23 protein-coding genes are annotated in these 24,390 nt (G+C 72.5%); 17 read left to right on the top strand and 6 right to left on the bottom strand.

Annotation, left to right across the window (positions count from 1 at the left end):
* Window positions 1-375 precede the first annotated feature (375 nt).
* Window positions 376-1,797, top strand: a complete 1,422-nt coding sequence (gene der / locus WMF42_RS30685; protein WP_233561445.1) for a ribosome biogenesis GTPase Der — start codon at window positions 376-378, stop codon at window positions 1,795-1,797.
* 37 nt (window positions 1,798-1,834) lie between these two features.
* Here der and WMF42_RS30690 read toward each other — a convergent pair whose 3' ends face one another.
* Together WMF42_RS30690 and WMF42_RS30695 are read right to left on the bottom strand one after the other, a co-directional pair.
* Window positions 1,835-3,061 (bottom strand): ArsA family ATPase, encoded by a 1,227-nt coding sequence (locus WMF42_RS30690; RefSeq protein WP_233561446.1) that lies wholly within the window; start codon window positions 3,059-3,061, stop codon window positions 1,835-1,837.
* Between the two features lie 93 nt (window positions 3,062-3,154).
* Window positions 3,155-3,712 carry a hypothetical protein gene (locus WMF42_RS30695; RefSeq protein ID WP_434042108.1) on the bottom strand — a complete coding sequence of 186 codons (558 nt, stop codon included), beginning with the start codon at window positions 3,710-3,712 and terminating at the stop codon, window positions 3,155-3,157.
* Between the two features lie 69 nt (window positions 3,713-3,781).
* Between WMF42_RS30695 and WMF42_RS30700 the strand changes: the two genes are divergently transcribed.
* The 3 genes from WMF42_RS30700 to WMF42_RS30710 all read left to right on the top strand — a co-directional run bounded on the left by WMF42_RS30700 (window position 3,782) and on the right by WMF42_RS30710 (window position 7,405).
* Window positions 3,782-4,507 carry a tyrosine-protein phosphatase gene (locus WMF42_RS30700; RefSeq protein ID WP_061608097.1) on the top strand — a complete coding sequence of 242 codons (726 nt, stop codon included), beginning with the start codon at window positions 3,782-3,784 and terminating at the stop codon, window positions 4,505-4,507.
* Window positions 4,508-4,580: 73 nt separating this feature from the next.
* Window positions 4,581-5,195 carry a TetR/AcrR family transcriptional regulator gene (locus tag WMF42_RS30705; protein WP_061608098.1) on the top strand — a complete coding sequence of 205 codons (615 nt, stop codon included), beginning with the start codon at window positions 4,581-4,583 and terminating at the stop codon, window positions 5,193-5,195.
* An 83-nt stretch (window positions 5,196-5,278) separates the two neighbouring features.
* Window positions 5,279-7,405, top strand: coding sequence for an ATP-binding domain-containing protein (locus WMF42_RS30710; protein WP_437686339.1), 2,127 nt, complete (start codon window positions 5,279-5,281; stop codon window positions 7,403-7,405).
* On the opposite strand, the gene WMF42_RS30715 is transcribed toward WMF42_RS30710, so the two are convergent.
* Complete coding sequence (locus WMF42_RS30715; protein WP_155798364.1) at window positions 7,353-8,615, bottom strand: serine/threonine-protein kinase; 1,263 nt, start codon at window positions 8,613-8,615, stop codon at window positions 7,353-7,355. The two genes, WMF42_RS30710 and WMF42_RS30715, sit on opposite strands and share 53 nt — an antisense overlap.
* 520 nt (window positions 8,616-9,135) lie before the next feature.
* Here WMF42_RS30715 and recA point away from each other — a divergent pair.
* From recA to WMF42_RS30735, 4 genes are all read left to right on the top strand, one after another.
* A complete protein-coding gene (gene recA / locus WMF42_RS30720) occupies window positions 9,136-10,308 on the top strand; it encodes a recombinase RecA (protein WP_061608101.1) in 1,173 nt (390 codons plus the stop codon).
* A 19-nt stretch (window positions 10,309-10,327) separates the two neighbouring features.
* A complete protein-coding gene (sixA, locus tag WMF42_RS30725; RefSeq protein WP_437686340.1) occupies window positions 10,328-10,831 on the top strand; it encodes a phosphohistidine phosphatase SixA in 504 nt (167 codons plus the stop codon).
* A 300-nt stretch (window positions 10,832-11,131) separates the two neighbouring features.
* Complete coding sequence (locus WMF42_RS30730; RefSeq protein WP_233561448.1) at window positions 11,132-11,992, top strand: hypothetical protein; 861 nt, start codon at window positions 11,132-11,134, stop codon at window positions 11,990-11,992.
* Between the two features lie 147 nt (window positions 11,993-12,139).
* Entirely contained in the window at window positions 12,140-13,126 is a 987-nt protein-coding gene (locus WMF42_RS30735) for an HDIG domain-containing metalloprotein (protein WP_061608103.1), read from the top strand.
* A gap of 51 nt (window positions 13,127-13,177) precedes the next feature.
* On the opposite strand, the gene WMF42_RS30740 is transcribed toward WMF42_RS30735, so the two are convergent.
* Window positions 13,178-13,912 carry a hypothetical protein gene (locus tag WMF42_RS30740; protein WP_061608104.1) on the bottom strand — a complete coding sequence of 245 codons (735 nt, stop codon included), beginning with the start codon at window positions 13,910-13,912 and terminating at the stop codon, window positions 13,178-13,180.
* A 143-nt stretch (window positions 13,913-14,055) separates the two neighbouring features.
* Between WMF42_RS30740 and WMF42_RS30745 the strand changes: the two genes are divergently transcribed.
* From WMF42_RS30745 to WMF42_RS30775, 7 genes are all read left to right on the top strand, one after another.
* Window positions 14,056-15,471, top strand: coding sequence for a hypothetical protein (locus WMF42_RS30745; protein ID WP_437686341.1), 1,416 nt, complete (start codon window positions 14,056-14,058; stop codon window positions 15,469-15,471).
* A 105-nt stretch (window positions 15,472-15,576) separates the two neighbouring features.
* Window positions 15,577-16,785 carry a serine/threonine-protein kinase gene (locus tag WMF42_RS30750; protein ID WP_061608106.1) on the top strand — a complete coding sequence of 403 codons (1,209 nt, stop codon included), beginning with the start codon at window positions 15,577-15,579 and terminating at the stop codon, window positions 16,783-16,785.
* A gap of 104 nt (window positions 16,786-16,889) precedes the next feature.
* Window positions 16,890-17,357 carry a peroxiredoxin gene (locus WMF42_RS30755; RefSeq protein WP_061608107.1) on the top strand — a complete coding sequence of 156 codons (468 nt, stop codon included), beginning with the start codon at window positions 16,890-16,892 and terminating at the stop codon, window positions 17,355-17,357.
* Between the two features lie 115 nt (window positions 17,358-17,472).
* Window positions 17,473-18,018 (top strand): hypothetical protein, encoded by a 546-nt coding sequence (locus tag WMF42_RS30760; RefSeq protein ID WP_061608108.1) that lies wholly within the window; start codon window positions 17,473-17,475, stop codon window positions 18,016-18,018.
* A 141-nt stretch (window positions 18,019-18,159) separates the two neighbouring features.
* Window positions 18,160-18,531, top strand: a complete 372-nt coding sequence (locus WMF42_RS30765) for a hypothetical protein (protein WP_155798365.1) — start codon at window positions 18,160-18,162, stop codon at window positions 18,529-18,531.
* A gap of 61 nt (window positions 18,532-18,592) precedes the next feature.
* Entirely contained in the window at window positions 18,593-19,252 is a 660-nt protein-coding gene (locus WMF42_RS30770; RefSeq protein ID WP_437686342.1) for a glutathione S-transferase family protein, read from the top strand.
* Window positions 19,253-19,445: 193 nt separating this feature from the next.
* Window positions 19,446-20,267, top strand: a complete 822-nt coding sequence (locus tag WMF42_RS30775) for an alpha/beta hydrolase (RefSeq protein ID WP_061608111.1) — start codon at window positions 19,446-19,448, stop codon at window positions 20,265-20,267.
* 97 nt (window positions 20,268-20,364) lie between these two features.
* Here WMF42_RS30775 and WMF42_RS30780 read toward each other — a convergent pair whose 3' ends face one another.
* Entirely contained in the window at window positions 20,365-21,111 is a 747-nt protein-coding gene (locus WMF42_RS30780) for a metallophosphoesterase family protein (RefSeq protein WP_061608112.1), read from the bottom strand.
* A complete protein-coding gene (locus tag WMF42_RS30785; protein WP_061608113.1) occupies window positions 21,108-22,088 on the bottom strand; it encodes a hypothetical protein in 981 nt (326 codons plus the stop codon). The genes WMF42_RS30780 and WMF42_RS30785 overlap by 4 nt, the downstream gene beginning before the upstream one ends.
* 243 nt (window positions 22,089-22,331) lie before the next feature.
* On the opposite strand from WMF42_RS30785, the gene WMF42_RS30790 reads away from it, so the two are divergent.
* Both WMF42_RS30790 and WMF42_RS30795 read left to right on the top strand, forming a co-directional pair.
* A complete protein-coding gene (locus WMF42_RS30790; RefSeq protein ID WP_437686343.1) occupies window positions 22,332-23,738 on the top strand; it encodes an NAD-dependent succinate-semialdehyde dehydrogenase in 1,407 nt (468 codons plus the stop codon).
* Between the two features lie 228 nt (window positions 23,739-23,966).
* Window positions 23,967-24,338 (top strand): DUF1801 domain-containing protein, encoded by a 372-nt coding sequence (locus WMF42_RS30795; protein WP_081426456.1) that lies wholly within the window; start codon window positions 23,967-23,969, stop codon window positions 24,336-24,338.
* Window positions 24,339-24,390: the final 52 nt, after the last annotated feature.

Here is a 24,390-nt window from a genome sequence, read left to right on the forward strand (position 1 = left end):
GGCGGTGTCGGTCCCCGGAAGGGCGCTGGCGCCTCGAGAACGGGCGCAGGCGCTTCGAAGACCGGCGCCCGCGCTTCGAAGACCGGCGCAGGCGCTTCGAAGACCGGCGCCAGCGGTTCGAGAACGGGCGCCGGCGCTTCGAAGACCGGCGCCCGCGGTTCTAAAACGGGCGCCAGCGCCCCCGGAAAGATCGCTGGCGGGCGCGGCAAGGCCGCCGCTGCGTCCGGCAAGGCACCTGCCGCGCCGGTCAAGGCGACGGCCGCACCCCGCAAGGCACCGGCCGGATCGACCAGGGCGCCCACCGGGTCCCGGAAAGGCGGCAGCTCAGGCCCTGCCAAGGGGCGCGCTCCCGCCGAACAGGGCCGCTTCGACCGGGTGGAGGACAGAGACGATCTCCCGGCGGAGCTCGCCGAGGAGGCGCGCGCGGCGGCCGAGGAGGCCGCGGCCGACGCACCGCCGCCGATCCCGTCGGCCGGGATCGTGGCGCTGGTCGGGCGGCCCAACACAGGCAAGAGCACGCTGTTCAACCGGCTCGTCGGCAGGCGCGTCGCGATCGTCCACGACGAGCCCGGGGTGACGCGCGACCGCCACTACGGCGACGTCACGTCGCGGGGGCGGCGGTTCACGCTGGTCGACACCGGCGGGTTCGACCCCGAGAGCGACGATCCCATGCGCCAGGGGATCAAGCGGCAGATCGACCTCGCCATCGCCGAGGCCGACGTCATCGTGTGCGTGCTCGACGCCGTGACGCCGGTCACGCCCTCCGAGCACGCCGAGCTCGGCCTCCTGCGCCGCGCCGGCAAGCCCGTGATCTACGTCGCGAACAAGGCGGACTCGCCGCGCGCGGAGGCCGAGGCGGCGGAGCTGTACCGCCTCGGCATGGAGCGGCTCATCCTGATCAGCGCGCTCCACGGCCGCGGCATCTCCGATCTGGAGATGGCCATCGAGGCCGCGCTGCCCGCCGAGCCCGCGGCGACCGAGGTGTCGGCCGAGGGCGCGCTCCGTATCGCCATCGTCGGGCGGCCGAACGCCGGGAAATCGTCGCTCGTGAACCGCATCTCGGGCGAGGAGCGGATGCTTGTCGACGCGCAGCCGGGCACGACGCGCGATCCCATCGACACCCTGGTCGATCGCGACGGCAAGCGGCTCTTGCTCATCGACACCGCCGGCATCCGCCGCAAGGCGAAGGTGACCAAGGAGGACAGCGCCGTCGAGGCGGTCAGCGTGATGCACGCGATCCGCGCCATGGAGCGGGCCGACGTCGTGCTTCTGCTCTGCGACGCGGCCGAGGGCGTGGCCGAGCAGGACGCGAAGATCCTCGGGCTGGCGGTCGACCGGGGGTGCGGCATCGTGATCGGCCTCAACAAGCTCGATCTCCTCGACCGGAAGGCGCTCGCGAAGGCGGAGGCGGACGCCCGCGACAAGCTCGCGTTCGTGTCGTGGGCGCCGATCGTGCAGGTGAGCGCGCGCAGCGGGCGCGGCGTGGCGAAGCTCCTCGAGACAGTGGGCCAGGTGGCCGCCGCGTACCGGAAGCGCGTGCCCACCGGAGAGCTCAACCGCTTCTTCGAGCAGATCCTCCTCACCCACCCGCCGCCCACGCACGGCGGGCGCGCGCCCCGCCTGTTCTTCGTCACGCAGGCCGAGACCTCGCCGCCCCTGTTCGTCGTCGTCGCGAGCGATCCCGAGAAGCTCCACTTCAGCTACCGGCGCTACGTGGCGAACCAGCTCCGGCAGGCGTTCGGGCTCGAGGGCGTGCCGGTCCGGGTGAAGTACAAGGAGCGCCGCCGCCGCAGCTAGCCCGGCGCGCGGCCGCGCAGCGCGTCGGCCGCGCGCTCTACCCCGCCGCGCCGGGCAGCGGCGCCAGCACGTCGGCGATCCTCGCCAGGCCGGCCACGTCGTAGATGTCGTACGGGAAGGCCGGGACGTCGACGCGGACGCTGCCGCCGCTCTGCTCGTCCTCGAGCGCCGCCTCGAGGGCGATCAGGTTGAGCTGATCGAGCTTGCCCATGCGGCTCTCGTCCTGGGCGGCCTGGAGCAGGCGCGGCGCGGCGTCGGGGCCGAGCGCGAGGCCGCTCCCGCCGAGCGCGGCGGCGATCTCGGCGGCGGCGGGGAGCGCGCCGTACTCGGGGTGAACGCGGTTCACGACGAACGCGTCGCGGCGCATCGCCTGCTCGCGCAGGCGATCGGCGAAGTACAGCACCTCGCGCACGCAGAGCGGATCGGGCGTCGTGACGAGCACGTACGCCACGTCGGGGCCGCGGAGCGCCGAGGCCACCGCGTCCGCCCGCTGCTTCCAGCCGCCGAAGACGGCGTTCATCTCGCTGATGAACGCCGCGATCTGCTCGAGGAAGCCGCTGCCGGTCAGCTTGCCGATGCCCCGCAGCACCGCGGCTGTCGAGCGCGCCAGCAGGTTGAGCGACAGCCTGCCGGAGCTCTGGAAGGCCTGCACGAACCAGCGCGTCGCCGCGCTGTCGATGGCGCCGACGAGCCGCTCCGGCGCGTCGAGGAAATCGAGCGCGTTCGCCGTGGGCGGCGTGTCGAGCAGGACGAGGTCGTAGCTCGGGTCGTTCCTCACGGCGTAGAGCTTCTCCATCGCCATGTACTCCTGCGTGCCCGCGAGCGACGTGGAGATGTACTTGTAGAGGACGTTGCCCAGGATCCGGTCGCGCTGCTCGGGCGACGGGGCGAGCGACGCGACGAGGCCGTCGAAGGTCGACTTCGTGTCGAGCATCATGACGGTCATCGAGCCGGGCACGTCGACGCCGGCCCTGGTGAACCGGGCGGGCTCGATCGTCTGGGCCTCCGTCTTCATCTCCTCGAGCCCGAGGCTCTGGGAGAGGCGGCGCGCCGGGTCGATCGTCAGGCAGAGGACGCGCTTGCCGCGGCGGGCCGCGGCGAGGCCGAGCGCGGCGGTCGTGGTCGTCTTGCCGACGCCGCCGCAGCCGACGCAGAGGATCACCCTGCGGGAGGCGAGCAGCGGGGCGAGGCCGGTGTCGTCGGCCCGGAGGGACGCTGGGACGGCGGGTGCGTGATGTCGAGGGGGTGCGAGCGGGCCGGGCATGGCGCGCGACCTGAGGTCGCGGCCCCTTGTAGCACGAACCGGGGAGGCGCGAGCGCCCGGGCTGCGCCGCGGCGAGCGCTCAGGCGCGAGCGCTCACGCGGCGCGGAGGATGCGCAGGCAGCCCGCGGCGGCGCGGGCGATGGAGGCGCCGCGCTCCGCCGTGCCACCGCGGCCGCAGAGCAGCACCTCACCGCCCGCCACGGAGAGGCTCTGGACCTCGACCTCCGCGGTGAGCGCGGCGATGCGCGAGCCGACGGCCGCGTTCTGCACAGCGTCCGGGTTCGCGAGGAGCGGCGCATAGGCGGCGAGCTCCTCGCACGCCGGCCAGGCGCCCGCCCCCGCGACGAGGCAGCCGCTGTCGTCCACCAGGACCACGACGTCGAGGTTCGCCTCGGAGCGCGTCGTCGAGAGCTGGTAGTGCAGCGCGGTGATCGGATCGTCGCTGCGGCGGCGCCGCCTTTCGGAGGCGGGAGCCCCCTCCTCCCCCGTCGCGGCGGACGCCCCCCTCTCGGCCGCGCCCTCGGCCGAGAGCGCGCCCGGGTCGACAGCGCGCCGATCGTGGCCCTCCGGCCCGTCGCCGCGCTGGCCGCCCGCGCAGTCATCCGACCCGCGCCGAGGCGCAAGCTGCTGGTTCGATAACGACAACGACACGAACACCTCCTCGGCGCAAATCATGGTCGTAGCGCACGGGGGCGGCCAACTTTGCTAAGTTCGGTCGCGATGCGCGGCTTCATCGATCTCCACTGCCACTGGGTCGCCGGCATCGACGACGGCGCCCGCACCGTCGAGGAGAGCCTCGCCCTGCTCACCGCGCTCCGCGGCGCCGGGTTCGACACCGTCGTGGCCACGCCGCACATGCGCCCCGGCATGTTCGACAACACCCGGCAGAGCCTCCTCGCCGCCTACGACGCGACCTGCGCCGCCCTCGCCGGGGCGCCCGGCCTGCCCGCGCTCGACCTCTCCTCCGAGCATTTCTTCGACGATATCGTCTTTCAGCGCCTCCTCGACGGCGGCGCCCTCCCCTACCCCGGCGGCCGCGCGGTCCTCGTCGAGTTCCCGACCCGGAGCTTCCCCGTCCGGGTCGCGGACCGGATCTTCGACCTCAGCCGCCGCAGGCTCCGCCCCGTCATCGCCCACCCCGAGCGCTACGAGCCGGTCTTCGACGACAGCGCCCCGCTGGATCCGCTGCTCGACGCGGGCGCCGTGCTCCTCCTCGACGTCGCGGCGCTCACCGGCAAGTACGGGCGCACCCCCCGCCGGGTCGCAGAGCGGCTCCTCGAGGAGGGGTACTACTACGCCGCGTGCAGCGACGCCCACGCGGCCAGGGACGTCCCCGAGGTGCGCGACGGCATCAAGGCCCTCTTCGCCAGGGTCGGCGACGAGGAAGCGACGTTCCTGCTGACCGACGGCCCGCGCGCGATCCTCGAAGGACGCGTCGAGCCCTGACACCGCGCGGGGGCCGCTCCCTTGACGGGACGGCGCGCCCGGCTATAAGTGAACGCGTCGTTCACTATTCGCCATGGCGCAAGTCCTCAAAGACGATGTGCAGGAAAGCATCGCCGCTGCCGCGCTGACCGTGTTCGCGCGGAAGGGGTACGAGAGCGCCACAATGGCCGAGATCGCCCGGGTGGCCGGCGTCTCCACGGGCAACATCTACCGGTACTATGCGAACAAGGACGCGCTCTTCTACGCTGTCGTGGACGACGGCTTCGTCCGCGCCTTCGCGCTCCTCCTCCGCCGCCGGGTGAAGGCGCTCGACGGCGTGGACGACGTCCGGACGCTCCCGCCGACGGCCACGTACCACCTCGCGTCCGAGGAGCTCCTCCGCTTCTGCATCGAGAACAGGCTGCGCGTCGTGATCCTCCTTGGGCGCGCCGGGGGCTCCAGGTACGAGCGGTTCGCCGAGGAGACCGTGGGGCGCCTCGCCGAGCTGGCGATCGAGCACTTCCGCGCCCTGGACCCGTGCCTCCAGGTGACCGAGGCGACGCGGTTCAACCTGGACCAGATCTACCGGAGCCTCGTCGGCACGATGGTCAGCACCCTCGCGCGCTTCGACGACGGCGCCGCCATCCGCGAGGCGGTCGACGGCTACGCGAAGTACCACCTCGCGGGGCTCAAGAGCTTCTTCGGATGAGCTTCTCTTCGTCTCAAAAGTGAACGCATCGTTCATTCATCGCGAGCGCGCCCCCGCCGCGGCGGGGGCGCACGGAGGCCACCATGCTGGAAAGCAGGCTTGATCTGCCGGTCGAAGCGCGCGCCGTCCTCGAGGAAGAGGAGGCGCTCCTCGAGCGCGTGCGCGGCGCGCTGGACAGGGCGCGGCGCGGCCATCGCGGCGCGGCGCGCCCGGCCGCGCCGCGCGAGCTCAGGTCGATCGCGGCGCTCCGGGAGCTCCGCGACGAGGCGGCGGCGGCGTCCGCCGACGATCTGCCGGCGGTGCTCCTCGAGATGAGCGTGCGACAGCGCCTCATCGAGCAGGAGACCCGGGAAGTGCTGCCCGACCCGCTCTGCCCGTACCTCGCCCACCTCCGGGTCGACGAGGGCAAGGGGGCGAAGGACTACCTGCTCGGCCACGCGACGTTCCTGGATCCGTCGGCCGACGTGCGGATCCTCGACTGGCGCGTCGCGCCGGTGGCGCAGATCTTCTACCGGTACCGCGAGGGCGACGAGTACGAGGAGACCTTCCCGGGGCGCGTCGCCGAGGGCGTGGTGAAGGCGCGCCGCATCGTCGTCGTGGAGCGCGGCGCGCTCACCCGGATCGTCGGCGACGGCCTGGTCCTGACGCAGCGGGGCGACGGGCGGTGGGCGCTGGAGGAGCGCGCGTCGCTCGCCATGCAGCCGGGCGGCGCGGGGACGGCCGCGCGCCCCGGGAGCCTGGGCGTCGGCGCCGGCGCCCTGGACAGGGCGAGGACAGCGGACGTCACCGCCCTGCTCGACCCCGATCAGTACGCCGCTGTGTGCGCGCCCGCGCAGCAGCCGCTGCTCGTGCTCGGCAGCGCCGGGAGCGGCAAGACGACCGTGGCGCTGCACCGCCTCGCCAGGATCGCGGCGCTCGACCCGGCGCGGTGCCCGCTCTCGGCCATGAGCGTCGTCGTCCCCGAGGAGGGGCTCGCGCGGCTGTCGCGCCGCCTGCTCGCGCCGCTCGGCGCGGGCGAGGCCCAGGTGAAGACGCTCGACGCCTGGTCGGCCGCGACCGCGCGCGAGGTCTTCGGCCGGCCCATCGCCCTGTGCGCCGACCCGCCGGCGCTCGTCTCGAGCCTCAAGCGCCACCCGGCGCTCTACAGGGCCCTGTCGCGCGGCCGCTTCGCGAAGCTCGCCCCGGCGAGCACGACGCTCCCGCGGCTGCGCCGCCGCCTCGCCGACGTCTTCACGGATCGAGGGTTCCTCGAGGGCGTCGTCGCCGCCTCGGGCGGGGACCTGCCGCGGAGCGCCGTCGAGGAGACCGTCCGCCACACCGTGCTGCAGCTCGCCGAGCCGCTCGAGAAGGAGCTCGCCTCGATCATCGTGCCGGAGATGAAGCGGGCGCTCGACGGCCGCCCCATCGCGGAGGGGACGCCGGACGAGCTCGCCGGGACGGTCGACGTCGACGACCTGCCGATCCTGCTGTTCCTGCGCGCCGCGCGCCGCGGCCTCGACGGGGCGGGGTGGTCGCACCTCGTGCTCGACGAGGCCGAGGACATCTCGCTGTTCGAGCTGTTCGTGCTGGGCAAGCTCCTCGGCGAGGCGCGCAGCGTGACGCTCGCCGGCGACGAGGCGCAGCAGACCTCGTCGAGCTTCGCCGGGTGGGACGCGGCGCTCTCGACGCTCGGCGTGGGCGACGCGGCGACCTGCCGCCTCGCTGTGTCGTACAGGTGCCCGCGGCCGGTGGCGGAGCTCGCGCAGCGGCTCCTCGGCAAGCTCGCGCCCGAGGCGCCCGCGCGCGCGGCGCGGGACGGCGCGCCGGTCGGCCTCTTTCGCTTCCCGGGCGAGGCGCAGGCGCACCTGTTCCTCGCCGGCGCGCTCCGCGACCTCGCCTGCCGGGAGCCCCGCGCCTCGGTGGCCGTCATCGCGCGGGACGCCGAGGCCGCGAGGCAGCTCCACGCGCTCGTCGCGGACCTGCCGGAGGCGAGGCTCGTGCTCGAGGGGGAGTTCTCGTTCGAGCCGGGCATCGACGTCACCGACGTGGACAGCGCGAAGGGGCTCGAGTTCGACTACGTCGTCGTCCCCGACGCGACAGCGGCGGCGTACCCGATGACCGACGAGGCCCGCCGGCGGCTCCACGTCGCGGTGACGCGGGCGTCGCACCAGCTCTGGCTCATCGCCGGCGCGGCGTGGTCTCCGCTCCTGGCGGACGCGGCGGAGCGCTGACGACCTTCGCGGCGCCCGTCGCGCGCGGCCCGGCCGGGGCCGTGATCGCGGGCCGCGGGAGAGGGCTATCCCCCACCGCCGTGGTCCCGGCGAGCGCACAGCCGAGGACGGCGGCCGCGACGGCCCACGCCGCCTGCACCCAGCGCCGCGGCGCTGGCGGGAGCTCCGCCTCCACGGCCGAGTCGCCCCCCGGGTCGAGCGACTCGAGCGCGGCGCGGAGCTGCTGCGTCCGGAGGTGGGACGCGTCCCCGAGGAGCTGGCCGATCCAGCCCGCGACAAGCGCGTCGTTGCCCGGGTGCGCCGCGCCCGGGACCGCCTCCTCGAGCGCGCGCATGAGCTGCGCGGCCGTCGCCGTGCGCGCCGTGGGCGACTTGGCGAGCGCCTCGGAGACGAGCCGATCGAGCGCAGGCGGGATCGGCTCGGGCGGCGGCGGCGCGCTCAGCCGCTCCGCGAACCCGCGCCGGGACGGGGCGGCGCGCGACGACAGCGGCGCGGCGGGCCGCTCGCTCGCGATGTGGGTCATCGTGCTCTCGCTGTCGTCGGCCCGGAAAGGATGGGCGCCCGACAGCAGCTCGTAGAGCAGCACCCCCACCCCGAAGAGATCGGACCGCCGGTCGCACGGCTGCCCGCGGATGTGCTCAGGCGCCATGTACGGCGCGCTGCTCCTGAACAGGAGCGCGCCGGCCTCGCCGCCCGCGGCGCTGCGCGGCGCCCGGGGAACGCGCTCGGACAGGCGCTCTTCCTCGAACCTGGCGATGCCGAACTCGACCAGCCGGACGAGCCCCTCGGACGTGATGAGGACGTTGTCCGGCGACACGTCGTAGTGAAGGAGCTCGCGCGGGTTGCCGAGCTCGTCCCGCAGCTCGTGCGCGGCGTCGAGCGCCGCGCAGATCTGGTAGGCGAGCCGCGCCGCGGCGAGCACCGGCGCCGGGCGCCCGCGCGCGGCACGCAGCACCGACGAGAGCGGCTCGCCGCTCACCCACTCCATGACGTAGAAGAGCGTGCCTTCCTTCTCGCCCACGTCGACGACGGGCACCACGTTCGGGTGCCTGATGCGCGCCGCCAACGCGGCCTCGTCGAGGAACATCCGCACGGCGTCCGGGTCGGGCGACAGCTCGGGACGAAGCGCCTTGATGGCAAAGAGCTTCTGAAACCCGTGCTCCCGCCTGAGCCGCGCCGCCCAGACCTCCCCCATCTCGCCTGCGGCCACCCGCAGGACGAGCTCGTACCGACCCAGGGAAAACCCTGGGAAAAGACGCCCCCCTCCCCCCACCTGAGAGGTGTGGCCCACAGGTGAAGAGCTCGCCAGTGTTCCCGCCGGAGGACGATCACGATTGTTGTCTGGATTGTGAGACTCCCCAGCAGCCGGGAAACAACGGCTCCGCCCGCGACGTCATCAATGATCATCCGTCCTTGGCCCGCGCGCGTTCCGCGTGCATCCTGGGCCACGCGATCCAGAACGCGCGGCCGTGACCACGTGAACCCCAGAACCCACGCTCCAGGACGCACGGCCCAGGACGCCGTCGAGAAGACCGGCGCCGGCCGTGCTCGGCGAGGTCCCCGCGCACGCCGCGCGGACGTTGTCGGTCCTATCCGGGGTGCCGGGGTCTTGCTTCCTGAACAACTGGACAGTAAAGGTCTGGCGGAAACTGTCGCCCCGCACGACGGGATTCGCCTCCACGATCCCCGTCGGCCTCCCCTCCCCTTCGGCCCCCTCCCCCGAGGTACGCATGAGTGACGAGAAGAACACCAAGCAGAAGTCCGCCGCCCTGGAGCTCGCGATCGCCAGCGTCGAGAAGGAGTACGGCAAGGGCGCGATCATGCGCCTCAAGGACGGGCAGTCGCTGCACGACGAGGTCGCGGCCGTGCCGACCGGCTCGCTCGGCCTCGACATCGCCCTCGGCATCGGCGGCTACCCGCGCGGCCGCATCGTCGAGGTCTACGGGCCGGAGTCGAGCGGCAAGACGACCCTCACCCTCCACGCCATCGCGGCCGTCCAGCGGGCGGGCGGGACGGCGGCGTTCATCGACGCCGAGCACGCCCTCGACGTGAACTACGCGAAGAAGCTCGGCGTGAAGACCGAGGAGCTGCTGATCTCCCAGCCCGACTACGGCGAGCAGGCGCTCGAGATCGCCGACATGCTGGTCCGCTCGAACGCCGTCGACATCATCGTCGTCGACTCCGTGGCCGCGCTCGTCCCCAAGGCCGAGATCGAGGGCGACATGGGCGACAGCCACGTCGGCCTCCAGGCCCGTCTGATGAGCCAGGCGCTCCGCAAGCTGACCGGGACGACCTCGCGCTCGCAGTGCCTGCTGATGTTCATCAACCAGATCCGGATGAAGATCGGCGTCATGTTCGGCAGCCCCGAGACGACGAGCGGCGGCAACGCCCTCAAGTTCTACGCCTCCGTCCGGCTCGACATCCGCCGCATCGGCGCCATCAAGGAGGCCGCCGCGGGCGGCAAGGAGCCGGCGGTGGTCGGCAACCGGACCCGCGTCAAGGTCGTGAAGAACAAGATGGCTCCCCCCTTCCGCGAGGTGGAGTTCGACATCCTCTACGGCCATGGCATCAGCCACAGCGGCGACGTCATCGACCTCGCGACCGAGGCCAGCATCATCGAGAAGAGCGGGTCGTGGTTCTCGTTCCAGGGCGAGCGCATCGGCCAGGGCCGCGAGAACGCGCGCACCTACCTGGAGCAGCACCCGGCGGTGCTCGAGAAGATCGAGCAGATGGTCCTCGCGAAGCACGGCGTCTCGCGCGCCGGCAACGGCGCCGCGGCGAACGGCGCCGCGAACGCCGGCCCGAAGGGCGGGGCGGCCGAGGCCCCTGCGCCGGCGAAGGGGCGCGGCGAGCCGGCCCCGTCCGGTCAGGACGCCCGGCGCACCCCGGGCAAGACGAACTGACGCCGGCCGACGCACCGCCATGCACCTCTACGTCATGCGGCACGGCCCGGCGGAGGATCGGGCGCCGACCGGGCGCGATGCCGACCGGAGGCTCACCCCGGAGGGCCGCGAGCGCGTCCAGCGGGTCGCGAACGAGCTCCGCCGCGTCCGGGGGGGCGCCCCGCTCGCGCGGGTGCTCGCGAGCCCCCTCGCGCGCGCCCGCGAGACCGCCGAGATCGCGGCGCCGATCTGCGGCGCGCCGGAGGTCGAGCTCCAGGACGAGCTCGCGCTCGACGCCGGCCTGCCGCTGGCGCTCGTCGCCGCGCTCGCCCGAGGCGGCGCCGACGCGCTCCTTGTCGGGCACCAGCCGAACGTGGAGCACCTCGTCCGTACGCTCATCGATCCGCCCGGCCGGGGCGCGACAGGCCTGCTCCTCTCCAGCTTCACCACCGCCCTGATCGTCGCCCTCGAGCCCGAGCCGACATCGCAATCTCAGGGTCGATGGCGCGTGGAGCGGATCTTCGACCCCCGCGCGCTCGCCTAGCGAGGCGGGCGCGTGGCGGGGCGGGCGCGCCGTGGCATGAAGCAGCGGGCTCGCGTCCCAGGCGGAAGGTGGCTCGACCGGAGCCGTCCCCCGCAGCGGATCGCTGTGGCCGGGGCAAGTGCATGAATTTGCGGCGGAAATGCAGATCGCGAGCCGGCGACGGCCGAGACGTCCGCCGTACCCCTCCAGCGGTACCGATCCCCCGCTCACGGTTTCACAAAACCGAATGATTCCGATGATTTCGGTCGCTCGCTTGACAAGGATCCCACCCGAGAATACGCCCAAATAAGGAGGATTGAGATGGCGGGACAGATGGCCTTCCCCTTCGCTCAACCCCCTCCAGGCCGTCTGTCGCGCAGCGGTGGGAAGGGCGCAGCGTCCTCTTCCCTGTGGCCGCGCGTCTCCCGGGCCGTCGTGCGGGTGCCCGATCCGCGGCACCACCCGATCGACATCGACCTGCCCTCGGGTCAGCCGCAGATCTTCGTGCACGAGGGGGCGCGCCAGGCGCTCATCCGTCGCCTGGAGCTGGCCCAGAAGCGGCCTGTCCTTCTCTCGGTCACCGACAACTTCCGGCAGATGATCTCCTCGTCGCTGCGGGAGGGCATCCTGCAGGCGCGCGTCCATCACATGTTCCTGGATGCGCCCGCTGTCGTTCAGGATGCGCTCGTCCGGTACGTGGTGAACCAGGACCGGGCCGCGTCGCTCCTCGTCGGCCAGTACATCGACGAGAACGGCCATCGCATCCGGGCGAGCCGGCCGGTGAGCACGCCGCTCAGCACGCAGGGGCGGACGCACGACCTGCTGAGCCTGTTCCAGAAGGTCAACCACGGGTACTTCGGCGGCGCCGTCGACTCGCTGATCACCTGGGGCAAGCGGACCAGGGCGAAGAAGCCGCGGCGCACCATCAAGCTCGGGAGCTACTCCGCGATCGAGCGGCTGATCCGCATCCACCCGGTGCTCGACCGACCCTGGGTCCCCCGCTACTTCATCTCCTACGTCATCTACCACGAGATGCTCCACCACGTGATGCCGGCGAGCCACGGCAACGGGCGCCGGATGCTCCATCCGCCCCAGTTCCTCGCCCGCGAGCGGCTGTTCCGCGATTACGAGCGCGCCCTCGACTGGGAAAAGGACCACGTGGGCAGGCTCCTCCGCACCTGACGCGCCGCCGCACGGCGGAGCCGCGCCATCCGGCGGGCGCCGAGCGACGAACCATTGCGCGGCGTACCGGCTGGCTCTAAACCGGCGGACCCCCGTCGGGCCGGGTGAGCCGGCGCCGCACGGGCGAACCACCCCGTAACCTCGAAAGTGTGGAAGGCCAGCGTGCAGGAGATCCTCACCCAGGAAGCGAGCCCGAAGCGGGCCATGGAGGCGCTCGAGTGGGCCGCGGAGCGAGCAGAGAGGGCTGACGCGGCGCAGCCCGAGACGTCCGCCGAGCCACGCACCTCGCCACGGGTGATCTCCGGGCGCCCCGCCGACTTCAAGGCGGCGGCGGCGATCTACCTGCCGGATGTCCGCAAGATGCTCGACCGGATCATGATGAGCAAAGACGCCGAGGCGGGGCTCGACGCGCTGCTCGAGTCGGGCGCGCTCGCGGCGATGCTGCCCGAGGTCGAGGCGATGGTCGGGTTCGGCGATGGGGAGTGGCGCCACAAGGACGTCTGGAAGCACACGAAGCAGGTGGTGCGTCAGGCGGTCCCGAGGCTCGAGGTCCGGTGGGCGGCGCTGCTCCACGACATCGGCAAGACGAGGACGCGATCGATCTCGCCGACGGGCGAGGTCCACTTCTTCGGTCACGCGGAGGTCGGCGCGCGCATGTTCGACAAGATCGACCGGCGTCTGCCGCTCTTCACGAAGGAGGAGTCGCTGAAGGCGAGCATCCGCTTTCTGATCCTGCACCACCTCCGGGCGAGCCAGTACGAGCCGTCGTGGACCGACAGCGCTGTGCGCCGCTTCGCGAAGGAGATGGGCGGCTGCCTGAACGACGTGCTCGACCTGTCGCGGGCGGACATCACGACGAAGCGGCCCGAGAAGAAGCGGAAGGGGCTCAAGCAGATCAGCGATCTGGCCGAGCGGGTGCTGCAGGTTCAGGCCCAGGACGCGGTGGTGCCGCCGCTGCCGAGCGGGATCGGGGACGCCATCATGCAGTCGTTCGGGCTGCCGCCGTCGCGGAAGGTCGGCGAGATCAAGCGGGCGCTCGAGCAGGCTGTCGAGTCCGGGGAGGTGCCTTCCCACCAGGAGTCGGACGTCTACATCGCCTTCCTCCGGGAGAACGCGGAGCGCTTCGGGATCTGAGGGCGAACGCGGCGGCGGCGAGGGGCCCGCTCCGCAGCGGGCGCCCGCCGCTCAGCGGAGCGGAGCGTCGCAGGTGGCGCAGCGAGGGGGGACGCCGTCCTTGTGGTACAGCTCGCCGCAGCGGCCGCAGAGACGGGCGTCGGCCTCGAAGGCGATGAGCTTGTCGGTCACCTTGCAACGAAGGCCGGCCACCTGGGGAAGCTCGAGAGAGCGCACCTCGCCGGCGGCGTCGTCGGGCGGCGGCAATGCGCCTTCCTTGATCTCGGTCGCATGCGCGGGGACGCGCGACCTCGCCTCGGCCAGGGCGCGAGAGGCCGCCGGGAGGTGCGTCCGGAGCGGGATGGCGATCGCGGTGCCGCTGCCCTGGACCGTGAGCGCAGCCTCGGTGAGCAGCAGGCGGGTGACGTCGTTCCAGCCGATGCGCTCGACCTCGCCAGGCCCGTTCTCGATCGCCACGCCGGCATCGCCGACGCGGATGGGCTTCATCGACCAGTGGCCGAAGAGCGCCGACGCCGCGCCGAGGAGCGCCGCGAGGACGAGCAGGTACGGGGCATACGGGTGCGCGCCCGCCTCCTCACCACGGAACCACTGGCCGTAAACGCCCGCGCCCGCGAGGAGCGCCGCGACGGACATGCCCAGCCAGGTGAGGGCGTGCGCGACCGATGCCTTCGGCTCGAAACGTCGCTCGCTCCGCGGATCGGTCCGCTGCCGCAGGAAGGCGTCGCCGCCCTGCCCCGTGGACCCCGAGCCCCTGCGCTTGCGCTTCACCGGTCTGTCGGCTGCCATCGCCGGCTTCCTATCGGAGGAGACGCCAGGACGCAAAGGGCTCGGCGCGAGCAGGGCCGCACGGCCCAGCGCTCGGCGCGAGCAGCCAGCCTGGACGCACTGCTCGACCGCGCCCCCGGGGCGGAGCTGTATGCTGGACGGCGATGGCCTCGACGTTCGACGCGGCGACCTACGTCCTGCCAGCGCTCGGCATCGGGCTCGCAGCCTTCGTGCTCCTGGGGCCAGGCTCTCAGCGCATGACCACCGGCGTGAGGGTGTGGGGGGCGCCCGTCGCCGGAAGCGAGGCGCTGGCGCTCCGCATCGAAGGGGTGCGCCGGCTCTACGGGGCCGAGGACCCGGCGGCGATCCCGGAGATCGAGGTGAGCGCCGCGTCCGCAGGGGCGCCGCTCGAGCGATGGACCGGCCCGATCGACAAGGACGGCATCGGCGAGGCGCTGCTCCCGGCGCCGGGCGGGCTGGCGGAGCCGGTGGTGGTGCGGATCGCGCGGGGCGGCGAGGTGCTCCTGGAGGAGCAGGTGCCGCTCGCGCCGCCGCGCCCGGCGGAGATGAGCGCGCTGCCGGGCGCGGCGCATGCGAGCGCGCTGCCGGGCGCGGCGCGCGGGGAGCTCCGCCTCCGGGTCACGGCCGCGCGGGGAGCCATGGCCGCGCCGTTCCCGGAGCCGGTGCGCGTCGCGGTCGAGGGCGAGGACGGCGCGCCGATCGCGGGGGCGCGCGTCGAGGCGAGCGCCGTCGGGGCGGACCTCGAGGGGCAAGGGAACGGGCCGATCCTGGTCGTGGCCGACGCGCGCGGCGCCGCGGAGCTCTCGCTCAAGCCGCTGTCGCACGCCGTCGAGCTCACGTTGCGGGCGACGCGGCCGGGCGGGCCGCCGGGCGCGGGCGGCTCGTGGGAAGGGAGGCTGCCGGTGATCCCCGGCGCGATATGGCTCGATCCGGGCGGGCTCGCGGGCGAGCCGCCGGCGCTCCGGCTGGTCTCGCCGGCGCCGAGGCCGCGGGCGTACGTGTCGATCGGCGGCGCGCGCGGCCGCCTCCTCGGGGCGGTCGTGCCGCTCGCGCCGGACGGCGCGGGCTTCTTCGCGGGGACGCTGGCGCTCCCGGACGGACAGGCGCGCCCCGCGGCGGACTGGGCGGTGGTCGCGAGCGACCCGTACGAGCAGGGCGCGGGCACCGTGGCCTGGCCGCTCTCCGCGGCGACAGGCCCGGCCTCGCCGCGGCGCGTGACGCTGCTCGCGGACGGATTGCCGGCGGCCGAGGCGCGCGAGCGGGCCCGCGCTTCATGGGCGCGGCGCGCGGGGCTCGCGGTGCTCGGCGCGACAGCGGCGGCGGAGATGCTGCTGCTCGCGCTGCGATCCCGGACCGCGCGGCGCCGGCTGGAGGCGCACCTCGCCGCGGCGTCCGGAGGTGCAGGCGAGGACGGAGCCTCCGGGGCGCCGCTGTCCAGGGAAGATCGCGGTCGGCTGCTCGCCGCGGCGCGGGCGGAGCCGCTCCTTTCGGTGCTCGCGCTCGCGGCGCTCGTGGGGCTGTCGTTCGCGACGGTCGCGGCGCTCGCGACGTTCCGATGACGCGGGGCGCGCGAGCGGCGCCGCATGGATTTCATCCGCGGCGCGCCCCGAGCCGCTAGACTGGACAGACCCAACGGGACGGGGCGGGAGGACGACGAGCAGGGCATGTCCGAGCAGCAGCGGTACCGGGTCATCAAGCGCCTCGCCTCCGGCGGTATGGCGGAGGTCTTCGTCGCGGAGAGCGCGGGGATCGAGGGGTTCAAGAAGCAGGTCGCGATCAAGCGCGTCTTGCCGCAGCTCAGCAAGAAGGAGCAGTTCATCGCGATGTTCCTCGACGAGGCGCGCCTCTCGGCGCACCTCTCGCACTCGAACGTCGTGTCGGTGTTCGACATCGGGGTCGGCGACGGCACCTACTTCATCGTCATGGAGTACGTGGACGGCGCCGACCTGCGGGCCCTCCTCGAGCACCAGAAGAAGGTCGGCCGCCCGATGAGCGTCGAGGTCGCCGCGTTCATGGCCGCCAAGATGTGCCAGGGCCTCGCCTACGCGCACGATCTCGCGACCGCGGACGGCAAGCCGCTCCAGATCGTCCACCGCGACATCACCCCGGCGAACGTGCTCATCACCCGCTACGGCGAGGTGAAGATCGTGGATTTCGGGCTCGCGAAGGCGTCGAGCCAGCTCGCCGAGAGCGACGCGGGCATCATCAAGGGCAAGTTCGGCTACCTGGCGCCGGAGACGGTGCTCGAGCAGGGAGTCGACCAGCGCGTCGACATCTTCGCGCTCGGGATCATCCTCTGGGAGATGCTCGCCGGGCGCCGGCTCTTCCTCGGCGACTCGGACTACATCACGGTGCGGCTCGTGCGCGACGCGGTGATCCCGTCGCTCCAGCAGCTCAACAGCGAGGTGCCGCGCGACCTGGAGCAGATCATCCGCCGCTCGCTCGCCCGCGACCCGGCCGCCCGCTACCGCGCCGCGCGCGACCTCGGGCGCGACCTCACCCGCTTCCTCTACCGCTACGGCCGCCCGGTGAGCGAGGACGACGTCGCCGCGCTCGTGGAGCGCGCCAAGGGCGGGCCGGCCCGGGCGGTCGACGGGACGCAGAAGATCGCCGAGCTCATCGACATGATGCTCCTCGAGTTCAAGTCGCTCACGAAGGAGCCGACAGCGGGCGGCAGCGGGCTCAGCCTGCTTCCCACCCTGGACGGGGCCACGGGCCTGATGCACGGAGAGGAGCGCGAGGGCTCCTCGCCGCCGCGCAGCGAGGGGCCGCTCGGGGGGCTGGCCGATGAGCTGGAAGGGCCGGATTCGATGCACCAGGACGAGTCGTCCTCGTCGGTCGCGGCCTGGTTCCGGGGGCTCATCCCGCGCTGATCCTGCGCGGAGAGCGGCGCGAAGACAGCGCCGCTCGGCCGTCCCATCACCTGTCACCGGCCGGGAGGAGCCATCCTCCGGCCCACAGAAGAGGCAAAGAGAAGATGAGCATCGATATTGGAAAGCCGTTCCCGCGCTTCGCCCTGCCGAACCAGGACGGCAAGACCGTGAAGCTCGAGGACTTCGCGGGCAAATGGCTCGTCGTCTACTTCTATCCGAAGGACGACACGCCGGGGTGCACCATCCAGGGCAAGTCGTTCACCGCCTCCAAGGAGGACTTCGACAAGGCCAACATCGCCGTTGTCGGCGTCAGCGAGGACGACGTCGCGTCGCACAAGAGCTTCTGCGACAAGTTCTCGTTCACCATCGATCTGCTCGCCGACACGAACCACGAGCTGCTCAAGGCCGCGGGCGTCGGGCAGAGCGAGTGGAAAGGCACCATGTACTGGGACCGGACGACGTTCGTCATCGATCCGCAGGGCGTCCTGCGAAAGACGTACCTGAAGGTGAAGCCCGACGGGCACGAGCAGGCGCTCCTCAAGGACATCGCCGAGCTCGAGGCCCAGGCGTGAGCTGAAGACCGCCAGGGAAGCATGAGGGGATAGCCGGGATGGCCGGCGGGATGGGCCTGCACAAAGCCTGCTCTCGCTGGATTTGCCGGAGTTGCGCCCCTATCCTGCCGTCTTTGTGGTTGCACGCCCTCCCTTCGCGCCGGGTCGATTCCTCCCGCTCACGGCGCTCGCGGCGCTCTCCCTGGCAGCGCTCACGACCGCCGCCGCCATGGGGGCCTGCGACGGCGCGGGGGGCGGCGGGGCCGGCGGCGCGGGCGTGGGCGGCGCGGGCGGGTGCCCGGTGGGGCCGCGAGAGGCGATGTTCACGATCACCGTGCGCGCGCCGGGCGGCCCTGTTCCGCCGGACACAACGGTTCGCGTCGCCTGGAGCGCGGGAGAAGAGCCGGCCTTCGTCCTCGATGACCCGACCACCTGGAAGACGCTCGAGGAGGCCAACCTGGTGTGCGCCGTCGATCGCGCAAAGCCCCCTCCCGAGGCGCTCGAGACGCTCGTCTGCGAGCTGTGGACGGCGGGGGTGGCGCGGGTCGAGATCTCGGGGACTGGCTACGAGGATCTCGAGCAGACGCTCACGCCGGTCATGAGCGAGGCGTGCGAGGGCTTCATTCCGCAGAAGGTCGATATCGAGCTCGTCCCGGCGGTGGACGGGGGGGTCGAGGAATAAACAGACGGAGATCGTTCGATCGGGGTTGTCGGCCAGAACGCCCGGGGCGATCCGGCGACGCCTGCGCATCGCCGAGCGTCGGTCACCGGGGACGAGGCGTTCGTCGCCAAGCCAGGGCCTGCTCCGCCTGTCCAAGGCGACATGCGCTGTCGTTTGCTCTCCCCCCTGCTCCTGCTCCCATTCTTCCCCGCCTGCGGCCCGGCCCCCGAGGCGAAGACCCCGGCCTCCGGCGGGCAGACGTTCCCCGAGGCCGTCGCGATGATGTGCGATGTCGACAGGCTGGCCGGCCTCGATGCAGAGGCCGACCCGATCAGCGTCGGACAGGGGCGATCGGCGTGGCTCGCGGAGCACGTGGAGAGCCCCGACGGGATCGAGCTGCGCACGATGCTCAGCGTGAAAGGGGCCGCGGAGCAGGGCGGCATGCTGCGCGACGAGGCCAGGAAGGTGGGCCTTTCGAGGTGCGCGCTCGCGGACGCGCTCGAGAGGGACGGGACCGGCGGGCTATCGCCCTAGCCTGGTGCGCGCTGTACGGCGGTGATATGCGATTCCTCACCACACGAGGAAGCGAACGACCATGATGATCCTTCACGGCTCCGCCGGCTCTCCGTTCGTCTCGCGCGTCTGCATGCAGGCTCATGCCAAGGGCTTGAAGTTCGAGCTCAGCCGCGCGGCGCTCGGCACTCCCGAGTTCCAGCGGATGAACCCGCTCGGAAAGATCCCGGTGCTGGAGCACGACGGCTTCGTCCTGCCGGAGAGCCTCGTCATCTGCGAGTACCTCGAGGACGCCTTCCCCACACCATCGCTGCTCGGCGCCACGCCCGAGGCCCGCGCCCGGGTGCGCCTCGTCGTTCGCACCGTGGATCTCTACTGCGGCGGCGTCATGTCGCTGCTGCGGGCGACCAACGACCCGAGCTTCAAGATCGACGCCGCGGCGGAGCGCGCCGGCCTCGACAAGGGCCTCGACGCGCTCGAGGTCTTCCTGGCCGGGGACGGATTCGCCGCCTCGGAGGCGCTCTCGCTGGCAGACTGTGCGCTGGTTCCGTGGCTGTTCTACGCCACGATGCTGACAAAGCAGGGTGACGACGCGCTGACCCGCCGGCCCAAGCTCGCGCGCTACGTGGACTTCATCGAGGGTCAGGAGCTGACGCGCAGGATCTGGGGCGAGATGGATGAGGCGTACCGCGCCTTCAGGGCCAGGTGGAAGGCAGGGCAGGTCGCGGCGAACAACGGGTGAGGTGGCAAGGCCTGCGCCGGTAGCGAACGCGGCGGCCATCCGAGCCGTGCAGATCTCGCCGCGGCGCAAGGCCGCCGTCGCGCGGGCCCGGCCGTCGACGGCCGGGGGCCGCGCCCTTATCCTCTGCGTCCGCTACATACGCTGTCCTCCGCATCTGCATCACCCCTGCCGTACCACGGAGAGCCATCACGCCATGCCGACCGACGAGACCAGCAGCTCCCTCGATGAGCTCTTTCGCGCGCTCGACGCGAGCCCCCGCTCCGCCGGCGTCTTCTATCCCAGGCAGGTGAAGACGCCCCCGCCCGCCGGCGCGACGGACCACGATATTCCCGTCGCCCCCGGCGTGACGCTCGGCGCGCGCTGGCACCTGGCCGACCCGCGGAGCCCGACCGTGCTCGCCTTCCATGGCAATGGCGAGACCGTCCCCGATTACGACGACATCGCCGGGGCGTGGCAGCAGCTCGGCCTGAATTTCTTCATCGTCGATTACCGCGGCTACGGCTGGAGCGGCGGGCGGCCGACGCTGCGCTCGCTCCACGACGACCCCGCGCGCGTCGCCGCCTTCTTCGAGCGGGAGCTCGTCGAGAAGAGCCGAGAGGCCGGGCTCGACAGGCCGCCGAAGCCGCTGCTCTTCGGCCGCTCGCTCGGCAGCTCGCCCGCGTCGCGCATCGCCAGGGACCGCGGCGACGCGTACCGCGCGCTGCTCCTCGAGAGCGGCTTCAGCGACGTGCGCCACCTCCTCGCCCTCTTCCAGATCGACCTCGGCGAGCTGCGCGACGAGGCGCACCGCCGCCTCTCGAACTCGGAGCTCCTGAGCCACGTCGAGATCCCGGTCCTCTCCCTGCACGGCGCGCACGACAGCCTGCTCCCGCCGTTCCACGCCCGCGAGAACCACGCGGCCGTCCCGCACGAGAACAAGGAGCTGCGCCTGATCGACGGCGCCGGCCACAACGATATCCTCTCGTTCGCGCCGGCCTACTTCGGGGCGATACGCGACTTCCTGCAGAAGCACTGAGCCCGCGGCGCGCGCCGCCCCACAGCGCCTTCACCCCGAGCTCGACGATCTCGGCCGTCACCGCGGCGCCCCGCGCGACCGACAGGGGTCGATCGGGTCACACCTCGACCAGGAGGAACGACCTCCCGGTCAGCTTCCTGAGCAGCGGCATCGCCACGTTGTAGACCGGGGTCCCCTTCGGCGTCCGCCCCTCGAGCGCCCCGTGGTGCGCGTGGCCGTGGAAGACGACGTCCGCGCCGTACAGGTCGATCGGCGCGACCAGCCGGCTCGTCCCAAGAAAGGGCCTGATCTCCACGTTCTCTCCGACCGTCGTGTCGAGCACCGGCGTGTAATGCATGATCACGATCCGCTTGTCGGTGTCGAGCTGGGACAGCGCCGCTTCGAGCTTCAGCGCCTCGGTCACGGCCTCCTGGACGAACGCCTTGAGCGGCCCCTCGCCGAACGCCTGCAGCGTCGCGTTCCCGAAGCCGCCCATGAAGCCCTTCACGCCGGCCACCCCGATGTCGTCGCGCAGGATCAGGTGATCCCCGTCGAGCACCTCGACGCCCACGTCGCCGAGGAGCCTCGCGATCTCCGCGCTCGCCCCGCGATCGAGGTCGTGGTTGCCGAGCACGGCCGCGCACGGCACCGACAGCCCGGAGAGCGCGTCGGCCAGCACCTTCGCCTCCTCGGGGTGGCCGCGATCGGTGAGATCGCCGCAGAGCACGAGCACCTCCGCCTCCGCGTTCACCGCCCGCACGAGCTCGCGCATCCTGCCGCCGTGCTCCGGCCGGCAATGCAGGTCCGAGGCCGCCGCGACGCGGCGCTTGCCGCGGTCCCCGTTCTCCGCCGCGCCGGCGCTCATGACCCCGGCTTGCGAAGCCGCGACGCCTCGACCTCCACGGCCGGGCGCTCCGGGCCGCCAGGCTCCGCCTTGCCGAGGCGCTGCCGCGCCCCGAGCCGCCGGCCCTTCCGGCACAGCGGCGCCCGCGCCGCCCCGGGCGCGGGCGCCGGGGGCGCCGCCACGAGGCCGAGCTTCTCGTAATCGTGGAGGTACTGCCGGCGGCTGATCAGGTTCCCCCGGCAGACCCGGAGCGGCGCGTCGCCCGCCCGCGACTGCGCCAGCGTGCGCCGGCAGAGCTCCTCGATGAGCCACCCGGGCACCCGGCTCCGCGCGCCCGGATAGACGAAGCGGTACAGCGTGAGGTGCGCGAGCAGCACCTCCCAGTGCGGGCCGAAGCGCGCGAGGAGCCGCTCCCAGTCCATCTCGTCGCCGCACGCGTAGATGAGGTGGTTCACGTCCGCCCCGTCGTACCGCTCCCGCTCGTCCACGAACGCCTTCGTGAAGATGATCTCCTCGACAGGCGCGATCAGGCAGCGGTGCCCGAGGATCGTGGCCGGACGCGCGTGCTCGAACCAGCCGCCGTCCACCACCGCCAGGCCGTTGCTCGACGAGAAGATGAGGTCGATGAAGCGCTCGCCCGCGTGCGCCTTGCCGATCCACCGCGGATCGAGCAGCTCCGTCTCGAACCCGGCCCGCTCGAGCGCCATGAACGCCGCCGGCACGTCCCGCTCCTCCAGCATCACGTCGAGATCCTTCGTGTCCCGGAAGATGCCGGTGTACGCAAAGAAGGCATACGCGCCCGCCACCATGAACGGCACACCGGCGCACAGCAGCGACTCCAGCGCCCTTACCCGCACCTCCAGCTCGCCCGCACAGGAGAGCAGGCCGGCGGCATCATCGACCGGAGGCGACAGCGCCGCGCGCTCGCCCGCGCGGGACGCCCAGGCTGAAGCTGCGCGCTCCGCGTCGCTCGCGGCAGGGGATCCGCTGCGGACCATCCCCCTCTGCGTAATGAACAGGACGTGCGATGGCGACCCCCCTCCGCCCTCACGCGCCCGCCAGCCGCGCGCGGGCGGGCGGACGATAAACGACGAAGGCGGGAAGATGCGCCGGCCCGCCGTCGCTGACCATTGCAAGGAGAGGCGGGTCTGGACCAAGCTCGCCTGCCGGGATCGCTCGGCGCGCTCTGCGCAGGCAGGCGACGGGGCGCGGCCCCCGGCGCTCGAAGAGGAGGCACATCCGTGAACACCGCGATCGCGACGATCAACCCGGCGACAGGAGAGACGCTCGAGAGGTTCGAGCCGCTCTCGTCGGCGGCGCTGGAGCAGAAGGTGGCGCGCGCGCACGCCGCGTTCCGCAGCTTCCGACGGACCGAGGTCGCCGAGCGGGCCCAGAGGCTCCGCCGCGCCGCCGAGATCCTGGAGGCCGAGAAGGAGCAGCTCGGGCGGCTGATGACGATCGAGATGGGCAAGACCATCGGATCCGCCGTCGCGGAGGCCCAGAAGTGCGCGACCGTGTGCCGCTACTACGCCGACAACGCCGAGCGCCTGCTCGCCCCGGAGGAGGTCGCGACCGACGCCGACAAGAGCTACGTGGCGTTCCAGCCGATCGGCCCGGTGCTCGCGATCATGCCGTGGAACTTCCCGTTCTGGCAGGTCTTCCGCTTCGCCGCGCCCGCGCTCATCGCCGGCAACGTCGGCCTCCTCAAGCACGCCTCGAACGTCCCCCGCTGCGCGCTCGCGATCGAGGACATCCTCCGCCGCGCCGGCTTCCCGGAGGGGGTCTTCCAGGCGCTGCTCGTCGGGACCGAGGCGGTGCCGCGCCTCCTCGCCGACCCGCGCGTCGCGGCCGCGACGCTCACCGGCAGCGAGAACGCGGGGCGCAGCGTCGGCGCGCACGCGGGCAAGCACCTGAAGAAGGTTGTGCTCGAGCTCGGCGGCAGCGATCCGTTCGTCGTCCTGCCGAGCGCCGACCTCAACGCGGCGGTCGGGACCGCGATCAAGGCGCGCATCATCAACAACGGCCAGTCGTGCATCGCGGCGAAGCGCTTCATCGTCCACGAGTCGATCGTGCCGGAGTTCGAGCAGCGCTTCGTCGCCGCCATGCGGCGCCTCCGGGTCGGCGACCCGATGGACCCGTCCGTCGACGTCGGGCCGCTCGCCACGCCGCAGATCGCCGCGGAGCTCGAGGAGCAGGTGCGCGCGTCGGTGGCCGCGGGCGCGCTCCTCTTGACCGGGGGCAAGCGGCTGAAGGGGCCGGGCAACTACTTCCCGCCGACCGTGCTCACCGACGTGCGGAGCCCCTCCCCCGCCGCAGACGACGAGCTGTTCGGTCCGGTCGCCGCCGTCCTCCGCGTCGCCGACATCGACGAGGCCATCGCCATGGCGAACTCCACCCGCTTCGGGCTCGGGGCGAGCGTCTGGACCCGCGACCCCGCCGAGCGCGAGCGGCTCATCGACGAGATCGAGGCCGGCCAGGTGTTCGTCAACGGCATGGTCGTTTCCGATCCGCGGCTGCCGTTCGGCGGGGTCAAGATGTCCGGCCACGGCCGCGAGCTCTCGTCGTACGGCCTGCGCGAGTTCGTGAACATCAAGACCGTCTGGATCGCCAAGGACGAGCGGCCGAGAGGCCTTCCGGCGACCGAGTGAACCGAGTCACCCGAGCGACCGAGGTGCGCCGCGACGCCAGGGGTAACCCGGAGTGATCCGGCGTGATCCCGAGTCACCCTGAGTCACGTCGAGTCACCCTGAGTCATCCGGCGTGATCGCGCGTGACCGCTCACAGCCCGACCGGATTGAAAGCGCCCGAACCGGAACGGCGCATCGTGACGCGCAGCCGGTTGCGTCCTCGTGCACGGCGACCTACCGTCTTTCATTGTGTCGGACGATCCGGCCGTGGCCGCGCTGCTGAGCGAATACCCTCCCGAAGCGCAGCAGCTCACTTTGCGCGTGCGCAAGCTGCTCCTCCGCATCATCCCCGACGTGCACGAGCAGGTGTATCCGAACTGGCGGATCATCAGCTTCCGCATGGGCGATGAGCACAAACACCAGATCTGCTGGCTCGCCCCGCAGCGCCTCGGCGTGAACCTCGGGTTCGAGCAGGGCGCCGAGCTGCCCGATCCGAACGGCCTGCTCACCGGCGGCGCCAAGCAGGCAAGGAACGTCCACATCCGCTCCGCCAGGGACGTGGACGTCCCGAAGATCGCCTCGCTCGTCGCGGCCGCGATCGAGCTCCACCGGGGCCGCTGATCGGAGCACGGAGCGCCGCGGGCGCGAGGCCAACCGGGGCCGCCGCCCGGGG

The sequence above is a fragment of the Sorangium sp. So ce176 genome (assembly GCF_051519835.1).
Taxonomy (GTDB): Bacteria; Myxococcota_A; Polyangia; order Polyangiales; family Polyangiaceae; genus Sorangium; species Sorangium cellulosum_G.